Source organism: Actinophytocola sp. (genome assembly GCF_036402745.1).
Lineage (GTDB): Bacteria > Actinomycetota > Actinomycetes > Mycobacteriales > Pseudonocardiaceae > Actinophytocola.
In genome coordinates, this window is record NZ_DASWSJ010000306.1 from 43,797 (window position 1) to 59,364 (window position 15,568).

General features: G+C 70.9%; 14 protein-coding genes. 9 read left to right on the plus strand and 5 right to left on the minus strand.

The window, feature by feature from the left end:
* Positions 1-50: 50 nt before the first annotated feature.
* Positions 51-812 carry an SDR family NAD(P)-dependent oxidoreductase gene (locus VGD70_RS28780; RefSeq protein WP_331086808.1) on the plus strand — a complete coding sequence of 254 codons (762 nt, stop codon included), beginning with the start codon at positions 51-53 and terminating at the stop codon, positions 810-812.
* Here the strand turns inward: VGD70_RS28780 and VGD70_RS28785 are convergent.
* Complete coding sequence (locus VGD70_RS28785) at positions 760-1,584, minus strand: GntR family transcriptional regulator (RefSeq protein WP_331086810.1); 825 nt, start codon at positions 1,582-1,584, stop codon at positions 760-762. The genes VGD70_RS28780 and VGD70_RS28785 overlap by 53 nt on opposite strands.
* A 135-nt stretch (positions 1,585-1,719) precedes the next feature.
* On the opposite strand from VGD70_RS28785, the gene VGD70_RS28790 reads away from it, so the two are divergent.
* On the plus strand, positions 1,720-2,970 hold the full coding sequence (locus VGD70_RS28790; protein WP_331086812.1) for an amidohydrolase family protein: 1,251 nt from the start codon (positions 1,720-1,722) through the stop codon (positions 2,968-2,970).
* Between the two features lie 220 nt (positions 2,971-3,190).
* On the plus strand, positions 3,191-3,853 hold the full coding sequence (locus VGD70_RS28795; RefSeq protein WP_331086814.1) for a GntR family transcriptional regulator: 663 nt from the start codon (positions 3,191-3,193) through the stop codon (positions 3,851-3,853).
* Positions 3,854-3,901: 48 nt separating this feature from the next.
* Here VGD70_RS28795 and VGD70_RS28800 read toward each other — a convergent pair whose 3' ends face one another.
* Together VGD70_RS28800 and VGD70_RS28805 are read right to left on the minus strand one after the other, a co-directional pair.
* The gene (locus tag VGD70_RS28800; protein WP_331086816.1) at positions 3,902-5,182 is read right to left on the minus strand and encodes an amidohydrolase family protein; all 1,281 of its coding nucleotides are present in this window, start codon (positions 5,180-5,182) and stop codon (positions 3,902-3,904) included.
* Between the two features lie 83 nt (positions 5,183-5,265).
* Positions 5,266-6,474 carry a CoA transferase gene (locus VGD70_RS28805; protein ID WP_331086818.1) on the minus strand — a complete coding sequence of 403 codons (1,209 nt, stop codon included), beginning with the start codon at positions 6,472-6,474 and terminating at the stop codon, positions 5,266-5,268.
* A gap of 61 nt (positions 6,475-6,535) precedes the next feature.
* Between VGD70_RS28805 and VGD70_RS28810 the strand changes: the two genes are divergently transcribed.
* Together VGD70_RS28810 and VGD70_RS28815 are read left to right on the plus strand one after the other, a co-directional pair.
* Positions 6,536-7,927 carry an OB-fold domain-containing protein gene (locus VGD70_RS28810; RefSeq protein WP_331086820.1) on the plus strand — a complete coding sequence of 464 codons (1,392 nt, stop codon included), beginning with the start codon at positions 6,536-6,538 and terminating at the stop codon, positions 7,925-7,927.
* A gap of 1 nt (position 7,928) precedes the next feature.
* Complete coding sequence (locus VGD70_RS28815; protein WP_331086822.1) at positions 7,929-9,119, plus strand: acetyl-CoA acetyltransferase; 1,191 nt, start codon at positions 7,929-7,931, stop codon at positions 9,117-9,119.
* Positions 9,120-9,136: 17 nt separating this feature from the next.
* Here VGD70_RS28815 and VGD70_RS28820 read toward each other — a convergent pair whose 3' ends face one another.
* Entirely contained in the window at positions 9,137-9,865 is a 729-nt protein-coding gene (locus VGD70_RS28820) for a hypothetical protein (protein WP_331086824.1), read from the minus strand.
* A 73-nt stretch (positions 9,866-9,938) separates the two neighbouring features.
* Here VGD70_RS28820 and VGD70_RS28825 point away from each other — a divergent pair, with 73 nt between their 5' ends.
* Genes VGD70_RS28825 through VGD70_RS28835 form a run of 3 tightly spaced genes read left to right on the plus strand, consistent with a single transcriptional unit; the run spans position 9,939 to position 12,892 of the window.
* A complete protein-coding gene (locus VGD70_RS28825; RefSeq protein WP_331086826.1) occupies positions 9,939-10,748 on the plus strand; it encodes an enoyl-CoA hydratase/isomerase family protein in 810 nt (269 codons plus the stop codon).
* Positions 10,749-10,784: 36 nt separating this feature from the next.
* Positions 10,785-11,963: an acyl-CoA dehydrogenase family protein gene (locus VGD70_RS28830; protein WP_331086828.1), complete on the plus strand. Its 1,179-nt coding sequence runs from the start codon at positions 10,785-10,787 to the stop codon at positions 11,961-11,963.
* Entirely contained in the window at positions 11,948-12,892 is a 945-nt protein-coding gene (locus VGD70_RS28835; protein ID WP_331086830.1) for an acyl-CoA dehydrogenase family protein, read from the plus strand. Before VGD70_RS28830 ends, VGD70_RS28835 begins: the two co-directional genes overlap by 16 nt.
* On the opposite strand, the gene VGD70_RS28840 is transcribed toward VGD70_RS28835, so the two are convergent.
* Positions 12,887-14,401 carry a class I adenylate-forming enzyme family protein gene (locus VGD70_RS28840; RefSeq protein ID WP_331086832.1) on the minus strand — a complete coding sequence of 505 codons (1,515 nt, stop codon included), beginning with the start codon at positions 14,399-14,401 and terminating at the stop codon, positions 12,887-12,889. The two genes, VGD70_RS28835 and VGD70_RS28840, sit on opposite strands and share 6 nt — an antisense overlap.
* A gap of 48 nt (positions 14,402-14,449) precedes the next feature.
* Between VGD70_RS28840 and VGD70_RS28845 the strand changes: the two genes are divergently transcribed.
* Positions 14,450-15,340 (plus strand): TIGR03619 family F420-dependent LLM class oxidoreductase, encoded by an 891-nt coding sequence (locus VGD70_RS28845; protein WP_331086834.1) that lies wholly within the window; start codon positions 14,450-14,452, stop codon positions 15,338-15,340.
* The last annotated feature ends 228 nt before the right edge of the window (positions 15,341-15,568 follow it).

The window sequence follows — 15,568 nt, forward strand, 5'->3', positions numbered from 1 at the left end:
TAAGATAAAATATCAGACCAGATCGGGTTGATCGAGCCGGAGGCGCGGGCGTGGACGCAGCGAGGAAGGTCGCCGTGGTGGTCGGCGGCGGTTCGGGCATGGGCAGGGCGAGCGCCGAGCTGTTGGCCGAGCGCGGCGCGACGGTCGCCGTCCTGGACCTGCCGAACGGCAAGGGCGCGGAGGCGGCGGCGGCGATCGGCGCCAGCTTCCACCCGTGTGACGTCACCGACGAGACCGGGACCGAGGCGGCGCTGGACGCGGCGGTCCAGGCCCACGGAGCCGTGCACATCGCGGTGAACACCGCCGGCGGCGGGACGAGCAAGCGGATCATCAGCCGGCACGGGCCGCTCCCGCTGAGCGAGTTCCGCCGTATCGTCGAGCTCAACCTGGTGGCCACCTTCAACCTGAACCGGTTGCAGGCGTGGCACATGAGCAAGAACGAGCCGGACGGCGACGGCGAACGCGGCGTGATCGTCAACACCTCCTCGATCGCCGCGTTCGAGGGGCAGATCGGCCAGGTCTCCTACTCGGCGGCCAAGGCCGGTATCGCGGGCATGAGCCTGACCATGGCCCGCGATCTCGGCAGCCTCGGCATCCGGGTGCTTGCCATCGCGCCGAGCCTGTTCGCCACCGGCCTGCTCGAGGGGGCGTCCGAAGACCTCGTCGCCGCCCTGACCAACGACGCCGCCTTTCCCAAGCGGGCGGGCCGGCCGGTGGAGTACGCCTGGCTGGTCGAGGCGATCGTCCGGAACCCGATGCTCAACGGTCAGACGATCCGGTTGGACGGCGGCCAGCGGTTCGGCCCGCGGTGAGCGGCGGGGTGGGTGTCGCGGTGGGTGTCGCGGTGCCGGCCGGCCCGGCGCCGTTCGTCGGCCGGCCGTTCTCGGCCCCGGTGGCCGAGAAGAGCCCGCGTGCCGTGAACAGCTCGGCCACCAGCGCACCCTGCTGGTCGAGCTTCCGCGCGTACGCCTCGGCCGCGCGCTCGGGGTCCTTGGCGCGCACCGCGGCCAGGATCGCGCGGCTGCCGGCCCGCTCCACCTTGATCGCGCCCGGCACGAGCGCGAAGAAGTTGCCCGGCACGATGCCGACCATGGCGCGGGCGACGGCACGCAGGCGCGGGGAGCTCGCCGCGTCCATGATCAGCCGGTCGAACTCGTGGTTCAGCCTGGCCACGTCGGCGGGATCGTCCCGCTTGCCGAGCTCGGCACTGATGTCCCGCAGCCTGGCCACCATCTCCGGGGTGCTGCGCTCGGTGGCCCGGCGCGCGGCGAACCCGTAGACCAGGCCGTAGAGCGCGTTGTGGTCGCGTACCACGGCTTCGTCGAGCGCGCCGATGTACGCGCCCCGGTGCGGCTTGATGGTCACCCAGCCCTCGCGTTCCAGCGACAGCAGCGCCTCGCGCACCGGGATGCGGCTCACCCCGAGCGCCCGGGCGATCTCGTCCTGCGGTACCCGGTCGCCCTGCCGCAGGCGGCCGTCGAAGACGAGCCGGCGGATGTACTGCACGGTCTGCTCCCCGCTCGTCCGCCGGTGCAGCGTGTCTCCGGGCGGCGGGAGCGGGAGGTCGCTCGACAGTGTGGTCACAGGGCTCCTCGTACGAGTCACCTTCATATTGTCTCAAATCTCAAGTATGCGGTCGATGGTGCGCACGGGCTCGCCAGGGCACTCTCCGTCGGATAGCATTTATATAAGATTGTTTATACACATCGGGAGTGGATCATGACCGAAGGACTTGTTCGCCAGGACGTGCTAGACGAACGGCTCTCGAGGATCCCCCCGCTGGTCGACGTGGACGCGCACGTCGTCGAGCCGGCCGAGCTGTGGAGCAGCCGGCTCCCCGCACGGCTGCGGGACGCCGGCCCGCGGATCGTGCACGCGCCGGCCGGCGAGGTCCAGCTGGTCGACGGCAAGTACGTGGAGGCCCCGGGCACCGAGGGGCCGGACGTGGCCTGGTGGGTCTACGAGGACACCCGCAACCAGATCAAGCGGTACATCGCCGCCGCGGGCTACCCCGCTGACGAGGTGACCAACGAGGGCGTCTCCTACGCGGACATGCGGCCCGGGTGCTGGATCCCGGCCGAGCGGATGGCCGACATGGACCTGGGCGGGGTCCAGGCGCAGATGTGCTTCCCGAACTACGCCCGGTTCTGTGGCCAGATCTTCTTGTGGGGTAAGGATCGCGCGCTGGCGAAGCTGTGCGTCGAGGCGTACAACGACTGGATGGTCGAGGAGTGGTGCGGCGACAGCGGCGGCCGGCTCATCCCGCTGTGCCTGGTGCCGCTGTGGGACGTCGAGCTGGCGGTCGCCGAGGTCCGGCGCAACGCGGCGCGCGGCGTCCGTGCGGTGGCGTTCAGCGAGCTGCCGGCCTACCTCGGGCTGCCCAGCCTGCACTCGGGCTACTGGGACCCGTTCTTCGCGGCCTGCATGGACACCGGCACGGTCGTGTGCATGCACATCGGATCGGGCACCAAGACGCCACAGACGTCCGCGGACGCCCCCGGCGCAGTCGGTGCCACCATCATCTTCGGCAACAGCGTCGCCAGCATGACCGACTTCCTGTTCTCCGGAGTGCTGCACCGGTTCCCGAGCTTGAAGCTGCTGTACGCCGAAGCGCAGATCGGGTGGATCCCCTACCTGCTCGAGCGGATCGACGACGTGTGGGAGACGCATCGGGGCTGGGCGAAGGGACAGGAGAACTGCCCGGAGCCGCCGTCCACCTACTACCGCCGGCAGATCATGAGCTGCTTCTTCAAGGATCAGGTGGGGGTCGAGCTGCTCGACAAGGTCGGGCTGGACAACGTGCTGTTCGAGACCGACTACCCGCACCAGGACGGCACCTGGCCGCACTCGCGGGAGGCGGCCGCCATGCAGTTCGGACATCTCGACCAGGCCGCGATCAACCAGATCGCCAGGGGCAACGCCATTCGGCTGCTCGGTCTCGAGCTGCCGGACCCGACGAACGCCGAATGATCGCCGACGCGTGGCGGCGCGGCGGTCGATCATCCCGTGTCGGCGGTCGCCTGCGGGATCTCCGCCGATCCGGCTGGTATCTTCTTGGGAAACCGGGCGACGGAGGGTCGCCCACCGAACCGGGCAGGTGAGCACGATCCCGCGCCGTCGACCGGCTGTCTCCGAATCCGACGGAGCGGCCGATGACCAGCTACCCAGTCCCAGTCGCTACCTGGCCCGGATGAGCAGCGGTGAGCAGGCGCGGTTGTACGTTCGCCGGCTCGTCTTCGACGGGGTTCTCCGCCAGGGGCAACGAGTACCGCAGGACGCGATCGCCGAGCGTCTCGGCGTCTCGCGCATCCCGGTTCGTGAGGCCCTGATCGCGCTCGAGCGCGAAGGTTGGATGACGATCGTCCCGCACCGCGGGGTGTTCGTGAACGCGCTCGACGAGCTGTCGGTCCGCGACCATTACGAGCTGTACGGTCTGTTCTACGGATTTGCCGTGCGCCGTGCGGTCGAGCGCGAGGGGGACGTGCTGGTGGCGCAGCTGGCCCCGATCCAGCGTGAGATCGTCAAGGTCGCCAAAGCCGGTGACGCCGCTCGCCTGCACGAGCTGATCCTCGACTTCCACCGCACCATTGTGGACGCGTCGCGCTCGCCACGGCTGCGCAACGTGCTACGGCAGATGACCGACATCGTGCCGGGCAACTTCTTCGAGTTGGTGCCCGATGCCGACACCATCGGTCGCAGGGGCGTGACGGCGATATTCTCGGCGATCCGGAAGGGCGACGCCGAAGCGGCGGAACGCGAGTACGCGACCATGCTGCGGCGCCAGGGGGACGTCGTCGTGGCGCTGTTCCGCCAGCGAGGCATGTTCGAGGACGTGGCCGAGGCCGGTTCGTGATCTCGCCGGTGGGAGCGGGAGGGGTGACGAGATCACGAACCGTGGCGGTCAGGCCGTGGCGCTGCCGGCCAGCTTGCCGATCTCGACGCTGTTCGACCGCTCGAACCGGCCCTTGTCCCTGGACCTGATGCTGACGTCGTGGTCGCCCGCCTCCGCGCGCAGCGCGCCGACCGTGCACTGTTCCCGGGCCCGGTGCGCGAACGGGTCGAACGAGTACCACCGCATGGCGTTCTCGTAGGTGATCTTGTTCAGGTCGCTGTCCGGCACGCCGTCGGCGACCGCGGCGAGCTCCTCCGGCGCAGTCGGCCAGGACGAGTCGGAGTGCGGGTAGTCGCATTCCCAGGCGATGTTGTCGATGCCGATCAGGTTTCGGAGGCTGACGCCGACCGGATCGGAGATGAAGCAGGTGAGGAAGTGTTCGCGGAACACCTCGCTGGGCAGCTTGCCGCCGAAGTCCTGACCGGTCCACAGATGGTGCATGTCATAGGTCCGGTCGACCCGGTCCAGGAAGTACGGTATCCAGCCGGTACCGCCCTCGGACAGCGCGAACTTGATGCCCGGGAACTTCTTGATCACTCGGGACCAGAGCAGGTCGGCGGCGGCCTGGCAGATGTTCATGGGCTGCAGGGTGATCATCACGTCGATGGGTGCGTTCGGCGCGGTCATGGTGAGCTGACCGGACGACCCGAGGTGGATGGACACCACGACCTGCTCGTCGCACACCGCTGTCCACAGAGGATCCCAGTATTCGTCGTGGAAGCTCGGGTACCCGAGTGTCGCGGGGTTCTCGGTGAACGTGAGCGAGTGGCAGCCCTTCTTCGCCACCCTGCGGACCTCGTCGGCGCAGAGGTCGGCGTCCCACAGGATCGGCAGTGCCATCGGGATCATCCGGCCGGGGTAGGTGCCGGCCCAGTCGTCGATGTGCCAGTCGTTGTAGGCACGCAGCACGGCGAGCGCGAGGTCCTTGTCCTTCGCGGAGGCGAACTGGCGGCCGCTGAAGCCCGGGAACGAGGGGAAGTTCATCGACGCGAGGATGCCGCCCGCGTTCATGTCCTTGATGCGTTCGTGGATGTCGTAGGTGCCGGGGCGGATCTCGTCGAAGGCGGTCGGCTCGATGCCGTACTCCTCCTTGGGACGGCCGGCGACCGCGTTCAGACCGATGTTGGGGATGATCGCGTCGTTGAACGTCCACACGTCGGAACCGTCGTCCAGCTTGATGACCTTGGGCGCTTGGTCCCGGTACTTGTCCGGGATGTGGCCGTCGAACATGTCGGGCGGTTCCACGACGTGGTCATCGACGCTGATCATGATCATGTCTTCGGCGTTCATGATGCTCCTCACAACTCCTTCGTAACGAGTGAACAGCAGACTCGACGAGCACACAAGATGAAGTATTAAGTATATTTTCTAACTTATGCGATCACACCTTCCGCGCGCAGGAGCCGCAGCTCGGCGGGGGTGAGGCCGAGCTCCTCGCCGAGGACCGCGTCGGTGTGCTCGCCGAGCCACGGGGGCCGGCGCTCCGGTTCGGCGGTGACCGCGCTCAGCCGGACGGGGTTGCCCGGCACGAGGACCGGCTGCCGTACGCCGTCGGTGCGCGGTAGCGCCGCCAGCATGTTCCGCGCGGCGACGTGTTCGTCGGCGACGACCTCCTCGTCGGTGAGGCACGGTCCGGCTGCGAGTCCGGCCGCGCCGAGGGCCTGGCATGCCTCCACCTTGGTCAGGTCCGAGGCCCAGCTCTCCACCGCGGGCCGCAGGACGTCCTCCAGGTGGTCGAGCCAGCCTTGGCGCGTGGCGAACATCGGGTCGGTCGTCCACTCCGGGTGACCGACGAGCGCGACCAGCTTGGCGAAGTGCGCCTCGCGCCCGACCTGGAGCACGAACCAGCCGTCGCGGGCGCGGAACCCGTGCATGATGACGGGGCCGAGGTCGCCGCCGCGCAGGCCCATCGACCAGAAGTTCGTGACGATGTCGGTCATGGCGAGCACCGCGTCGAACATCGCGATGTCCACGTACTGCCCACTGCCCGTCGCCTCGCGGTGCCGCAGCGCCGCGAGGATGCCGACGGTCGCGAACAGTGCCGCGCCGATGTCGCCGAGCGCGCCGACCGGGGCGACGAGCGGTGGTTGGCCGTCGGCGCGTTTCATCTCGTAGATCCCGGACATCGCCTCGACGACGGGGGCGAAGGCCGGCCAGTCACGGTAGGGCGTGGCAACGGTGTTGCCGAAGCCGGACACCGACACGTAGATGCCGGCCGGATGTGCCGACGCGATGTCGCGGTAGCCGACCCCGAGGCGATCCATGGCGCCCGGCTTGGAGTTCTCGGCGATCACGTCGAACCGGGGCGCCAGCCGCAGGATCAGGTCACGGCCCCGCGGATCCTTCAGGTCGACACAGACGCTGCGTTTGCCGAAGTTGTTGCGCAGGAACGTGGCACCGACCGGCCGTCCAGCCGGATCGGTCATCGCCGGCAGCGAGCCACGACCGGAGTCGCCGCCCGGCGGCTCGACCTTGACGATGTCGGCGCCGAGCCGGGCGAGCAGTTGCGTCGCGTACGGAAGCGCCTGCATCTGTTCCAGGGCAAGGATTCGCACGCCGTCCAGGGGTTTGCTCGTGGTCACGTGAGCGAGCCTACAGGTTGTAAATTAGATACATTATAAAAGTCGGCGGTAGGATCGCGTCATGCGTGGAATCCTGGGCTGGGGCGCCTACCTGCCCTACCGGCGGCTGGATCGGGCGACCATCCCACCGGTGGCCGGAAGCGGCGGTGGCACCGGCACCCGAACGGTCGCCGGATACGACGAGAACAGCACGACGATGGGCGTCGAGGCGGCGCGGCTCGCACTGCGCCGGTCCGACGTGGCGCCCCGGACGCTGTGGTTCACCACCACCGAACCCGCCTATCTGGACAAGACCAACGCCACGGCCGTGCACGCGGCGCTCGGGCTGGACCGCACCGCCGCGGCGTACGACACGGTCGGATCGGTGCGGTCCGCGATGGGTGCGCTGCGGGCCGCCCTCGACGGCGACGGTCCCTCCGTCGTGGTCGCCGCCGACCTTCGCACCGGTCTGCCCGGCGGTCCGGACGAGGCCGCCGGCGGCGACGGCGCGGCGGCTCTGCTCGTCGGTTCCGACGCGGACGGGCCGGTGCTCGCCGAACTGGTCGCGTGGACCTCGGTGACCGAGGAGTTCCTCGACCGCTGGCGTACCCCGGGGGATCCGGCCGCCAAGCTGTGGGAGGAGCGATTCGGTGCGACCCGCTACGCCGAGCTGGGCACCGAGGCGGTCAAGCTGGCGCTCCAGGACGCCGCGCTCGGACCCGGCCAGGTGTCCGCCCTCATCGTGGCCGGCCTGCCCGACCGCGCGGCCAAGGCGGTCGCGGGCGCGTCGGGAGTCGCCGCCGGACAGGTTCGCGACCGGTTGGCGGATCGAGTCGGCAACGTCGGCGCCGCGCAGCCGGCACTGTTGTTGGCCGCCGAGCTGGAGAGCGCGCGGCCCGACCAGATCATCCTGCTGGTGACGCTCTCCGACGGCGTCGACGTCGCGGTACTGCGGACGACCTCGGCTTTGCCGCGGTACCAACCGGTTCGGCCGGTGGCCGGGCAGCTCGCCGCGGGCGCGCCGGTCGGCTACGGCACCTACCTCGCCTGGCGCGGGATGCTTCCGGTGGAACCTCCCCGCCGCCCCGAGCCGGCGCGACCGTCGGCCCCGGCGGCCTGGCGCAACCGCGACTGGAAGTTCGGCTTCGTCGGCTCGGCGGGGGAGGACGGCATGATCCGGCTGCCGCCGTCCTCTCTCGACCAGGCGCGCAGCCCCATGGCCGCGGCGGCGGGCACCATCGTGACGTTCACCGTGGACCGGCTGGCCTACTCGCCGAGCCCACCGGTGGTGTTCGCGGTCGTGGACTTCGACGGCGGCGGCCGGCTGCCGGTGGAGCTCACCGACGTCGACGAGCACGAGCTCCGGATCGGCGGCCGGGTCGAGATGACCTTCCGCAGGCTGTTCACCGCCGACGGCGTGCACAACTACTTCTGGAAGGCACGGCCGCTCCGGGCCGAGACGGGGGAACGCTGACGTGGCCGCACACGGGATCAGGGATCGGGTCGCCATCGTCGGCATGGGCTGCACGCGGTTCGGCGAGCACTGGGACCTGGGCGTGGACGAGCTGCTGCTCGCCGCGACCGATGAGGCGTTCCAGTCCGCCGGTGTGGCCAAGGACGACGTCGACGCCTACTGGCTCGGCACGGCACAGTCCGGGATGAGCGGCATGACGCTGTCCCGCCCGCTCCGGCTGAAGGACAAGCCGGTCACCCGGGTGGAGAACTACTGCGCGACGGGGTCCGAGGCGCTGCGCCAGGCCGCGTACGCGGTGGCCGCCGGTGCCTGCGACGTGGCCATGGCGGTCGGCGTGGAGAAGGTCAAGGACGGCGGCTACCAAGGGCTCAACGCCTTTCCGGTACCCGGCGACGGGACCCAGCGCACGCTCACCGCCGCCGCCATGTTCTCCATGGTCGCGCCCGCCTACGCGCGTGCGTACGGGGTGAGCGACGCCGACATGCGCACGGTGCTGGCACGGGTCGCCGCGAAGAACCACGCCAACGGGGCCCGCAACCCGAGGGCTCAGTTCCGCCGGGAGATGTCCGTCGAGAAGCTGTGCGCGATGCCCGCGGTCGCCGGTGGGTTGTCGGTGTTCGACTGCGCGGGCGTCGCCGACGGCGCGGCCGCAGCCATCGTGGTCCCCGCCGAGGAGGCGCACCGCTACACCGACCGTCCGGTATTGATCAAGGCGCTGGCGCTGGTCTCCGGTGACGGCTCGGGGCTGATGGATCCGGGATACGACTACACCACGTTCCCGGAGGTGGCCGCCTCCGCGGCGCAGGCCTACGCCCAGGCGGGTGTCGTCTCGCCTCGGGACGAGCTGGCGATGGCCGAGGTCCACGACTGCTTCACCCCGACCGAGCTGGTGCTGATGGAGGATCTCGGGCTGGCGGATCGGGGGTCGGCGTGGAAGCGCATCCTGGAGGGCGCCTTCGACCTCGACGGCGACCTTCCGGTCAACCCCGACGGTGGCCTGAAGTCCTTCGGTCACCCGGTCGGGGCGACCGGTCTGCGGATGATGTTCGAGGCGTGGCTGCAGCTCCGTGGCGACGCGCCGCCCGATCGCCGGATCGCCACCCTCGGGTCACGTTCGCTCGCCCTGACCCAGAATCTCGGCGGCTACCCGGGAGAGATGGTCAGCTTCGTCTCCATTCTCGGCACGCCGTGAGCCGACCGGCCCCCGGCTCAGTCCGCCCAGTCGGTCCGGTCGTCCCTGGAAGGTTGCCGACCGGTCCGCAACGGCGACAGCGGCGCGTCGACGAGCAGTATCCGCTCGCGACCACGGATGGCGGCGCCGCTCTCGGGCAGCAGCACGTCACGTTCCCGCGAGTGGTCCCGCTCGACGGCCGCCCACGACTCCCAGCTGGGAATGGTCCACAGCAGAACGCACTCGTCCTGGTTGTGCATGGCGGTCCACCAGGCCCCGGTCAGCTGCCAGCCGTACCGGTCGCCGGTCTTCGGCGCCTCGGTCAGCGCGTCGTCCAGGAACCGCCGCGCCGCGCCGGGCTCGACCGTGACGAGCTCGTGCGCGTACACCTCGCCCGAGGTCCCGGCCGCGCACAGCGCCTCGATGGGCAGGGTGTCCGGATGAGGCACCAGCAGCCGGTCGAAGCCGCCGGAGCGCAGGTCGGCCGCGGCCGACCACCACTTCGCCAGCGCGGGGTCCTGGAGGTTGGCGTTGCCGAACTCGAGCCGGAAGGACGTGGCCAGGCCGTCGAACCCGTCCTCCTCCCAGATGTTCACGACCTGCGGCCACCGGCCGGTCGAGCCGACGACACCCCACACGCCGTAGCAGAGCTGGTGGCGCTGCTCCTGGCCGATCGGGCTCCAGTTGGCCGCCATGTGGTGCATGTAGCGCGCCCGGTTCTGCTTGGTGATGGAGATGAGCTCGTGGATGTAGACCTTGTCGTTCACGTCGACCTCTCTGGTCCCACGGTTCGTATTATGTATAAATTATACGAAGGACGGACGAGGGATGGTGTGGCCGTTGCCTGATCAGATCGCGACCGAGCTGGGGTGGGAGGTCGGTGCCGACGGCGTGGCGTGGCTGACGCTGAACCGGCCCGCGGCCGGCAACGCCATCACCGGCGACCAGCGGGAGACGCTGATCGCGCTGCTCGGCGAGGCGAGCGCGGACCAGGACATCCGGGTGGTCGTGCTGACCGCGGCCGGGCAGCGGCACTTCTGCACCGGCGCCGACCTGAGCGGATCACCCGGCGGTTCCGCCGGAGCACCACCTGGTTCGGTCGCCAGGGCCGTCGCCAACGGCTCCCAACGGTTGATCTCGGCCGTGCTCGACTGCGAGAAGCCGGTCATCGCGGCGGTCAACGGGACGGCGGCCGGCATCGGCTGCCATCTCGCCTTCGCCTGCGACCTGGTGCTCGCCGCGGAGTCGGCGAAGTTCGTCGAGGTGTTCGTTCGCCGGGGGCTGGTGGTCGACGGTGCTGGGGCGTACCTGCTCACCAGGCTCGTCGGCCCGCAGCGGGCCAAGGAGCTGATCTTCTTCGGCGACGACCTGCCGGCCGCGGACGCACTGCGTCTCGGGCTCGTCAACCGGGTCGTCGCGGACGGGAAGGTGGCGGAGACCGCGGCGGACTGGGCCGCCCGGCTGGCCGCCGGCCCGACCGTCGCGCTGAGCCTGGGCAAGCGCCTGGTCAACCGCGCGCTCGACGGCGACCGGGCCACCTCGTTCGCGGAGGAGGCGATGGCCGCGGAGCTCAACATGACCAGCGCCGACGGCCAGGAGGGTCTGCGGGCCTTCGCCGAGCGGCGCCCGCCGGTGTTCCGTGGTAGGTGATCCTCTACCGCAGCCGTCCGCCACCAGGGAGTCGTCATGGACCTGAGCCTCACCGAGCGGGAGCTGGCCTTCCGGAGCCGGCTGCGGGACTGGCTGGCCGAAGCCCTCCCGTCGATGCCCGCCGAGCCGGACCGGGACGACTGGCCGGCCAGGCGGGCCTACGACGCCGACTGGCAGCGGTCGCTGTTCGACGCCGGCTACGCCGGTGTCGACTGGCCGGCCGAGTACGGCGGGCTCGGTGCGTCGCCGACCGAGCAGTTGATCTTTCTCGAGGAGACGGCGCTGGCCGGTGCGCCGCCGGTCGGCGTCAACTTCGTCGGACTGCTGCACGCGGGTCCCACGCTGATCGTCGAGGGTTCCGAGGAGCAGCGCGCCGAGCACCTGCCCCGGATCCTGCGCGGGGACGAGGTCTGGTGCCAGGGCTTCTCGGAGCCCGACGCCGGCTCGGACCTCGCCGCGCTGCGCACCACGGCGGTGCGCGACGGCGACCACTACGTGGTCAACGGCCGGAAGTTGTGGACGTCCTACGCCACCGTGGCCGACTACTGCGAGCTGCTCGTGCGCACCGACCCGGACGCCCCGCGGCACAAGGGGATCAGCTGGCTGATCCTGCCGATGGACACGCCCGGCGTCCAGGTGCGGCCGTTGCGGACCGTTGTCGGCAGCGACGAGTTCAGCGAGCTGGTCCTGGACGACGTCCGGATACCGGTCGGCAACCGGGTCGGTGCCGAGAACGACGGCTGGCGGGTGGCCATGGTGACCTTCTCCTTCGAGCGGGGGACCGCGTTCATCCGCGACGTCATCGAGTCGCGCACCCTGCTCGCCGAGATCGTGGCCATCGCGGAGGCGGGCGGCCTCTGGCAGGACACCGCACTGCGCCGCGACGTCGGCCGGCTCGTCGCCGAGACGAGCGGCCTGTGGTCGTTGATCAGGATGAACGTGTCGGAGGCCGCCGCGGGACTGGTCCCGACCCGTGGCGCGTCGGTGTTCAAGCTTCGGTTCACCGAGAGCCGGCAGCGCATCGCGGACCTCGCCGCACACGTTCTCGGCCGCGCGTCCATCGCCATGAGCGACGTGGCCGGCAGCCGGATCGTGACCGACCGGGTGAACACGTTGTCGTTCACGATCGCCGCGGGAACCTCGCAGATCCAGAAGAACATCCTGGCCGAACGCGTGCTGGGACTGCCGAAGGAGCCCAGGTGGACCTCACGCTGAACGCCGACCAACGGGACCTGCGGGCCGCCCTGCGTGACCACCTGCGGGACGTGTGGACACCCGACCGCCTGCGAGCGGCCGCCGACGCACCCGCCATCGACCGCACTCGCTGGGCCGCGCTGGCCGAGCTGGGCGTCTTCACGTTGACGTCGCCGGACATGGGACTCGGCTTGGCGGACGCGGTGATCCTGTTCGAGGAACTCGGCAGGGCGCTGGTCCCCGGACCGCTGACGGCCACGTTCCTGGCCGCCGGCCTGGTGCCCGCCGACGCGGTGGTCACCATGGTCGACACCGGGGCACCGGTGCTGCTCGCCGAGCACGTCGAGTCCGCGACCCATCTCGTCGTCATCGACGACGACGGGCTGTTCCTGGTGCGGGACTTCGTGACCAGTCCGATCAGGACTCCGCTGGACCCGCTGACGCCTGTCTCGCAGGTGACCGTGCGTGCCGGCGACGGCGAGCGGATCGGGTCGGCGGCCGACGCGGCGCGCTGGCGGGCGCACGGTGCGCTGCTCACCGCCGCGCTGCAGGTCGGGGTCGCGCAGGGCGGGCTCGACCTGGCCGTCCGGTACGCCACCGAGCGCGTCCAGTTCGACCGCGTGGTCGGGTCGTTCCAGGCGGTCAAGCACCTCCTCGCCGACGCACTGGTCAGGGTCGACCTGGCGCGGGCGGCGGTGCTGGTCGCGGCGCTGCTGGCCGACGATCCAGGCGCGAAGGACGCCGACGAGCACCTCTGCGCCGCCAAGGTGCTGGCCGACGACGCGGCCACCCAGGGCGGCCGCTGCTGTGTCCAGGTGCACGGCGGGATGGGCTTCACCTGGGAGGTCCTCGCCCACCTCTACCTCAAGCGCGCCTGGCTGCTGGAGACGTGCTTCGGCGCCGCCGACGAGCACGCGTTGCGGCTGGCGACCGCGATGGCCGATTCATGACCGGGTCGGCAGCGCCGCCGCCGTCCGGCGCAGCTCCGCGACGTCGATCTTGAACGTGGCGTTGACCGGCAGGTCGGCCACGAACACCACCGTGTCCGGCACCTTGTAGTCGGCGATCCGCGCCCGGCACCACGCCCGCAGCTCCGCCGCGGTGACGGCGCCGTCCGCGTCGCCGGCCCTGCCGTCGGTCACCACGAAGGCCACCCCGATCTCACCGATCACCGGTGCCGGAGCGCCGACGACCGCCGTCCTGACCACCCGCGGATGAGCGGCGAGCACGGCCTCCACCTCGGACGGGTACACGTTGTACCCACCCCGGATGTAGGCATCGTCCGCCCGGCCCACGATCGCCAGGTTGCCCTCGTCGTCGAGCCTGCCCAGGTCGCTGGTGACCAGCCAGCCGTCCGGCGTGACGGCTCGCGCGGTGCGTTCCGGGTCGCGCCAGTAGCCGCGCATCGTGGCGCGCGAGCGCAGGAGCACGCGCCCGGTCCGGCCGGCCGGCAGCCGGTCGCCCTCGTCCGTGCGGATCTCCACCTCTGCCCCGCCGAGCGGGCGCCCCACCGTGGTCGCGACCGTCTCGGCCGGGTCGTCGACGCGGGTGCCGAACGCCAGCGGCAGCTCCGTGCTGGCGTAGCGCACCACCACCGGGCACCCGAGTCGCTCGCGCATGGCGGTCACCAGGGTGGCCGGCACCCGGCTCGCCCCGGTGGACACCAGCCTCAGGTGGGACAGGTCCGCCTCGGCGAGCCCGTCGAGGGCGATGAGCTTCTCCCACTGTGTCGGCACACCTTGGCCGAGGGTCACCCGCTCGCCGGCGAGCACGTCCAGCATGCTCCGCGCGGTCCACTCCGGTGGGGTCAGCACCAACGTCGCGCGGTGCACGAGCTGGTCGTAGATCCTCGTCATGTACGCGGCGTGGGCGAACGGGACCGGCATCAGCTTGCGGTCGTACGGCGCGCTGAGCGGACCCATGTTGGCGGCTATGAAGGCCAGCGTCCGATGGTCGAACCAGGCGCCCTTGGGCAGGCCCGTCGACCCGGTGGTCCAGACGACGACGGCCGGCCCGTCGGACGGGGTGGTGACCCAGCCGTGCACCGACGCGACGCCGTCCGGTCCGCCGCGCAGCTCGTCCGGCCTCGCCACCGGCACCCCGGCGGGCACGCGTTCCGGTGCGTCGGTGACGATCGCGGCCGGCCGAGCGTGTGCCACGATGTGCTCGATCTCGGTCCGGCCCAGCCGCGGGTTGACGGCGGAGACCACGGCGCCGAGCCGGAGCGTGGCCAGGTAGCAGGTCGCGAAGTCCTGACCCGACGCCAGCAGCAACAGCACGACGTCGCCGCGGCCGACGCCCAGCTCGGTCAGCCCGCTCGCGGCGAGCGACGAGTCCGCCCACCAGTCGCCGAACGTGGTCGTCCGGCCGTTCTGCACCAGCGCGGGCAGGGTTTCCTCGTGCGCGAGGATCGCGTCGAAGAGCCCCGCCAGAGCCGCGGTGCCGCCAGGCTCGGCCACGGTGCCTCCCTTGAGTCCAAATTATAGTACCTACTATAGTGAGCGTTCATGCGATGGACCATCGCGCTACCCACGGACGACGTCACCCGCGGCGCGGACCTGATCAGCGCGGCGGCGATCGGTGAGATGGCGGCCGCACTCGAGGCGGCAGGCGTGGATGCCTGCCACGTCACGGATCACCCCTACCCGCCGGGAGACTGGGTCTCGTCGGGCGGTCACCACGCGCTCGACCCGCTCGTCGCCCTGTCCTTCGCCGCCGCGGCGACGCGGCGAATCCGGTTGCACACCAACATCTTTGTCGCCGCGTACCGCAACCCCGTGCTCGCCGCGCACGGGCTCGCGACGCTGGACACCCTGTCCGGTGGCCGGCTGATCGTCGGCACGGCGGCCGGCTACCTGCGGCCGGAGTTCGACGCTTTGGGCATCGACTACCGGCGCCGGGGTGAGCTGCTCGACAGCGCCGTCGCGACGATGAAGCAGGCGTGGGCGGGGGAGCCGGGACCACACGGCAACGTGGTCCGCCCGCTGCCGGTCTCGCGCCCGCACCCGCCCATCTGGTTCGGTGGGAACTCGACAACCTCGATCCGCCGCGCGGTGCGCTCCGGCCAGGGCTGGGTACCGTTCCCCGCGTCGCGCGCGCTCGCGCGGGCGACCCACACGGCCGAGCTGGCGGACCTCGGCGACCTGGGCTGTGCCGTCGCCGCGCTACGGGCGGTCGCGGCTGAGGCAGGGCGGACCGAGCCGATCGACATCTGCTGCACGCCGTTCTCCCACCCGCATCACCGCGCGCACCTCCAGCCGGAACGGCTGCTGGATGAGGCGGGGCGGATGGCGGAGCTCGGCGTCACATGGCTGTCGATCCGGCTCGCCGCGCCGAGCCGGGCCGAGTTCCTGGAGAACGTCGAGCGGTTCGCCGCGGAGGTCGTGCGCCGTTGTTGACCGGACGTGTTGAACGTCGGTGTTGACCGGACGTGTCGACCGGTCGTGCGGAACGGGAAGGAGAGACATGGCCACACCGACACTCGGCGAGCTGATACCGGCCGGCCGCACCGCGCTCGTGCTCCAGGAGGTGCAGAACGGGGTGGTGGGCGTGGCGTCCGTGTTCCCGGCGCTCGCGGCCGCGGCCGCCGAGGTCGGCGTCGCCCGCAACGCCGCGCGGTTGGCGGT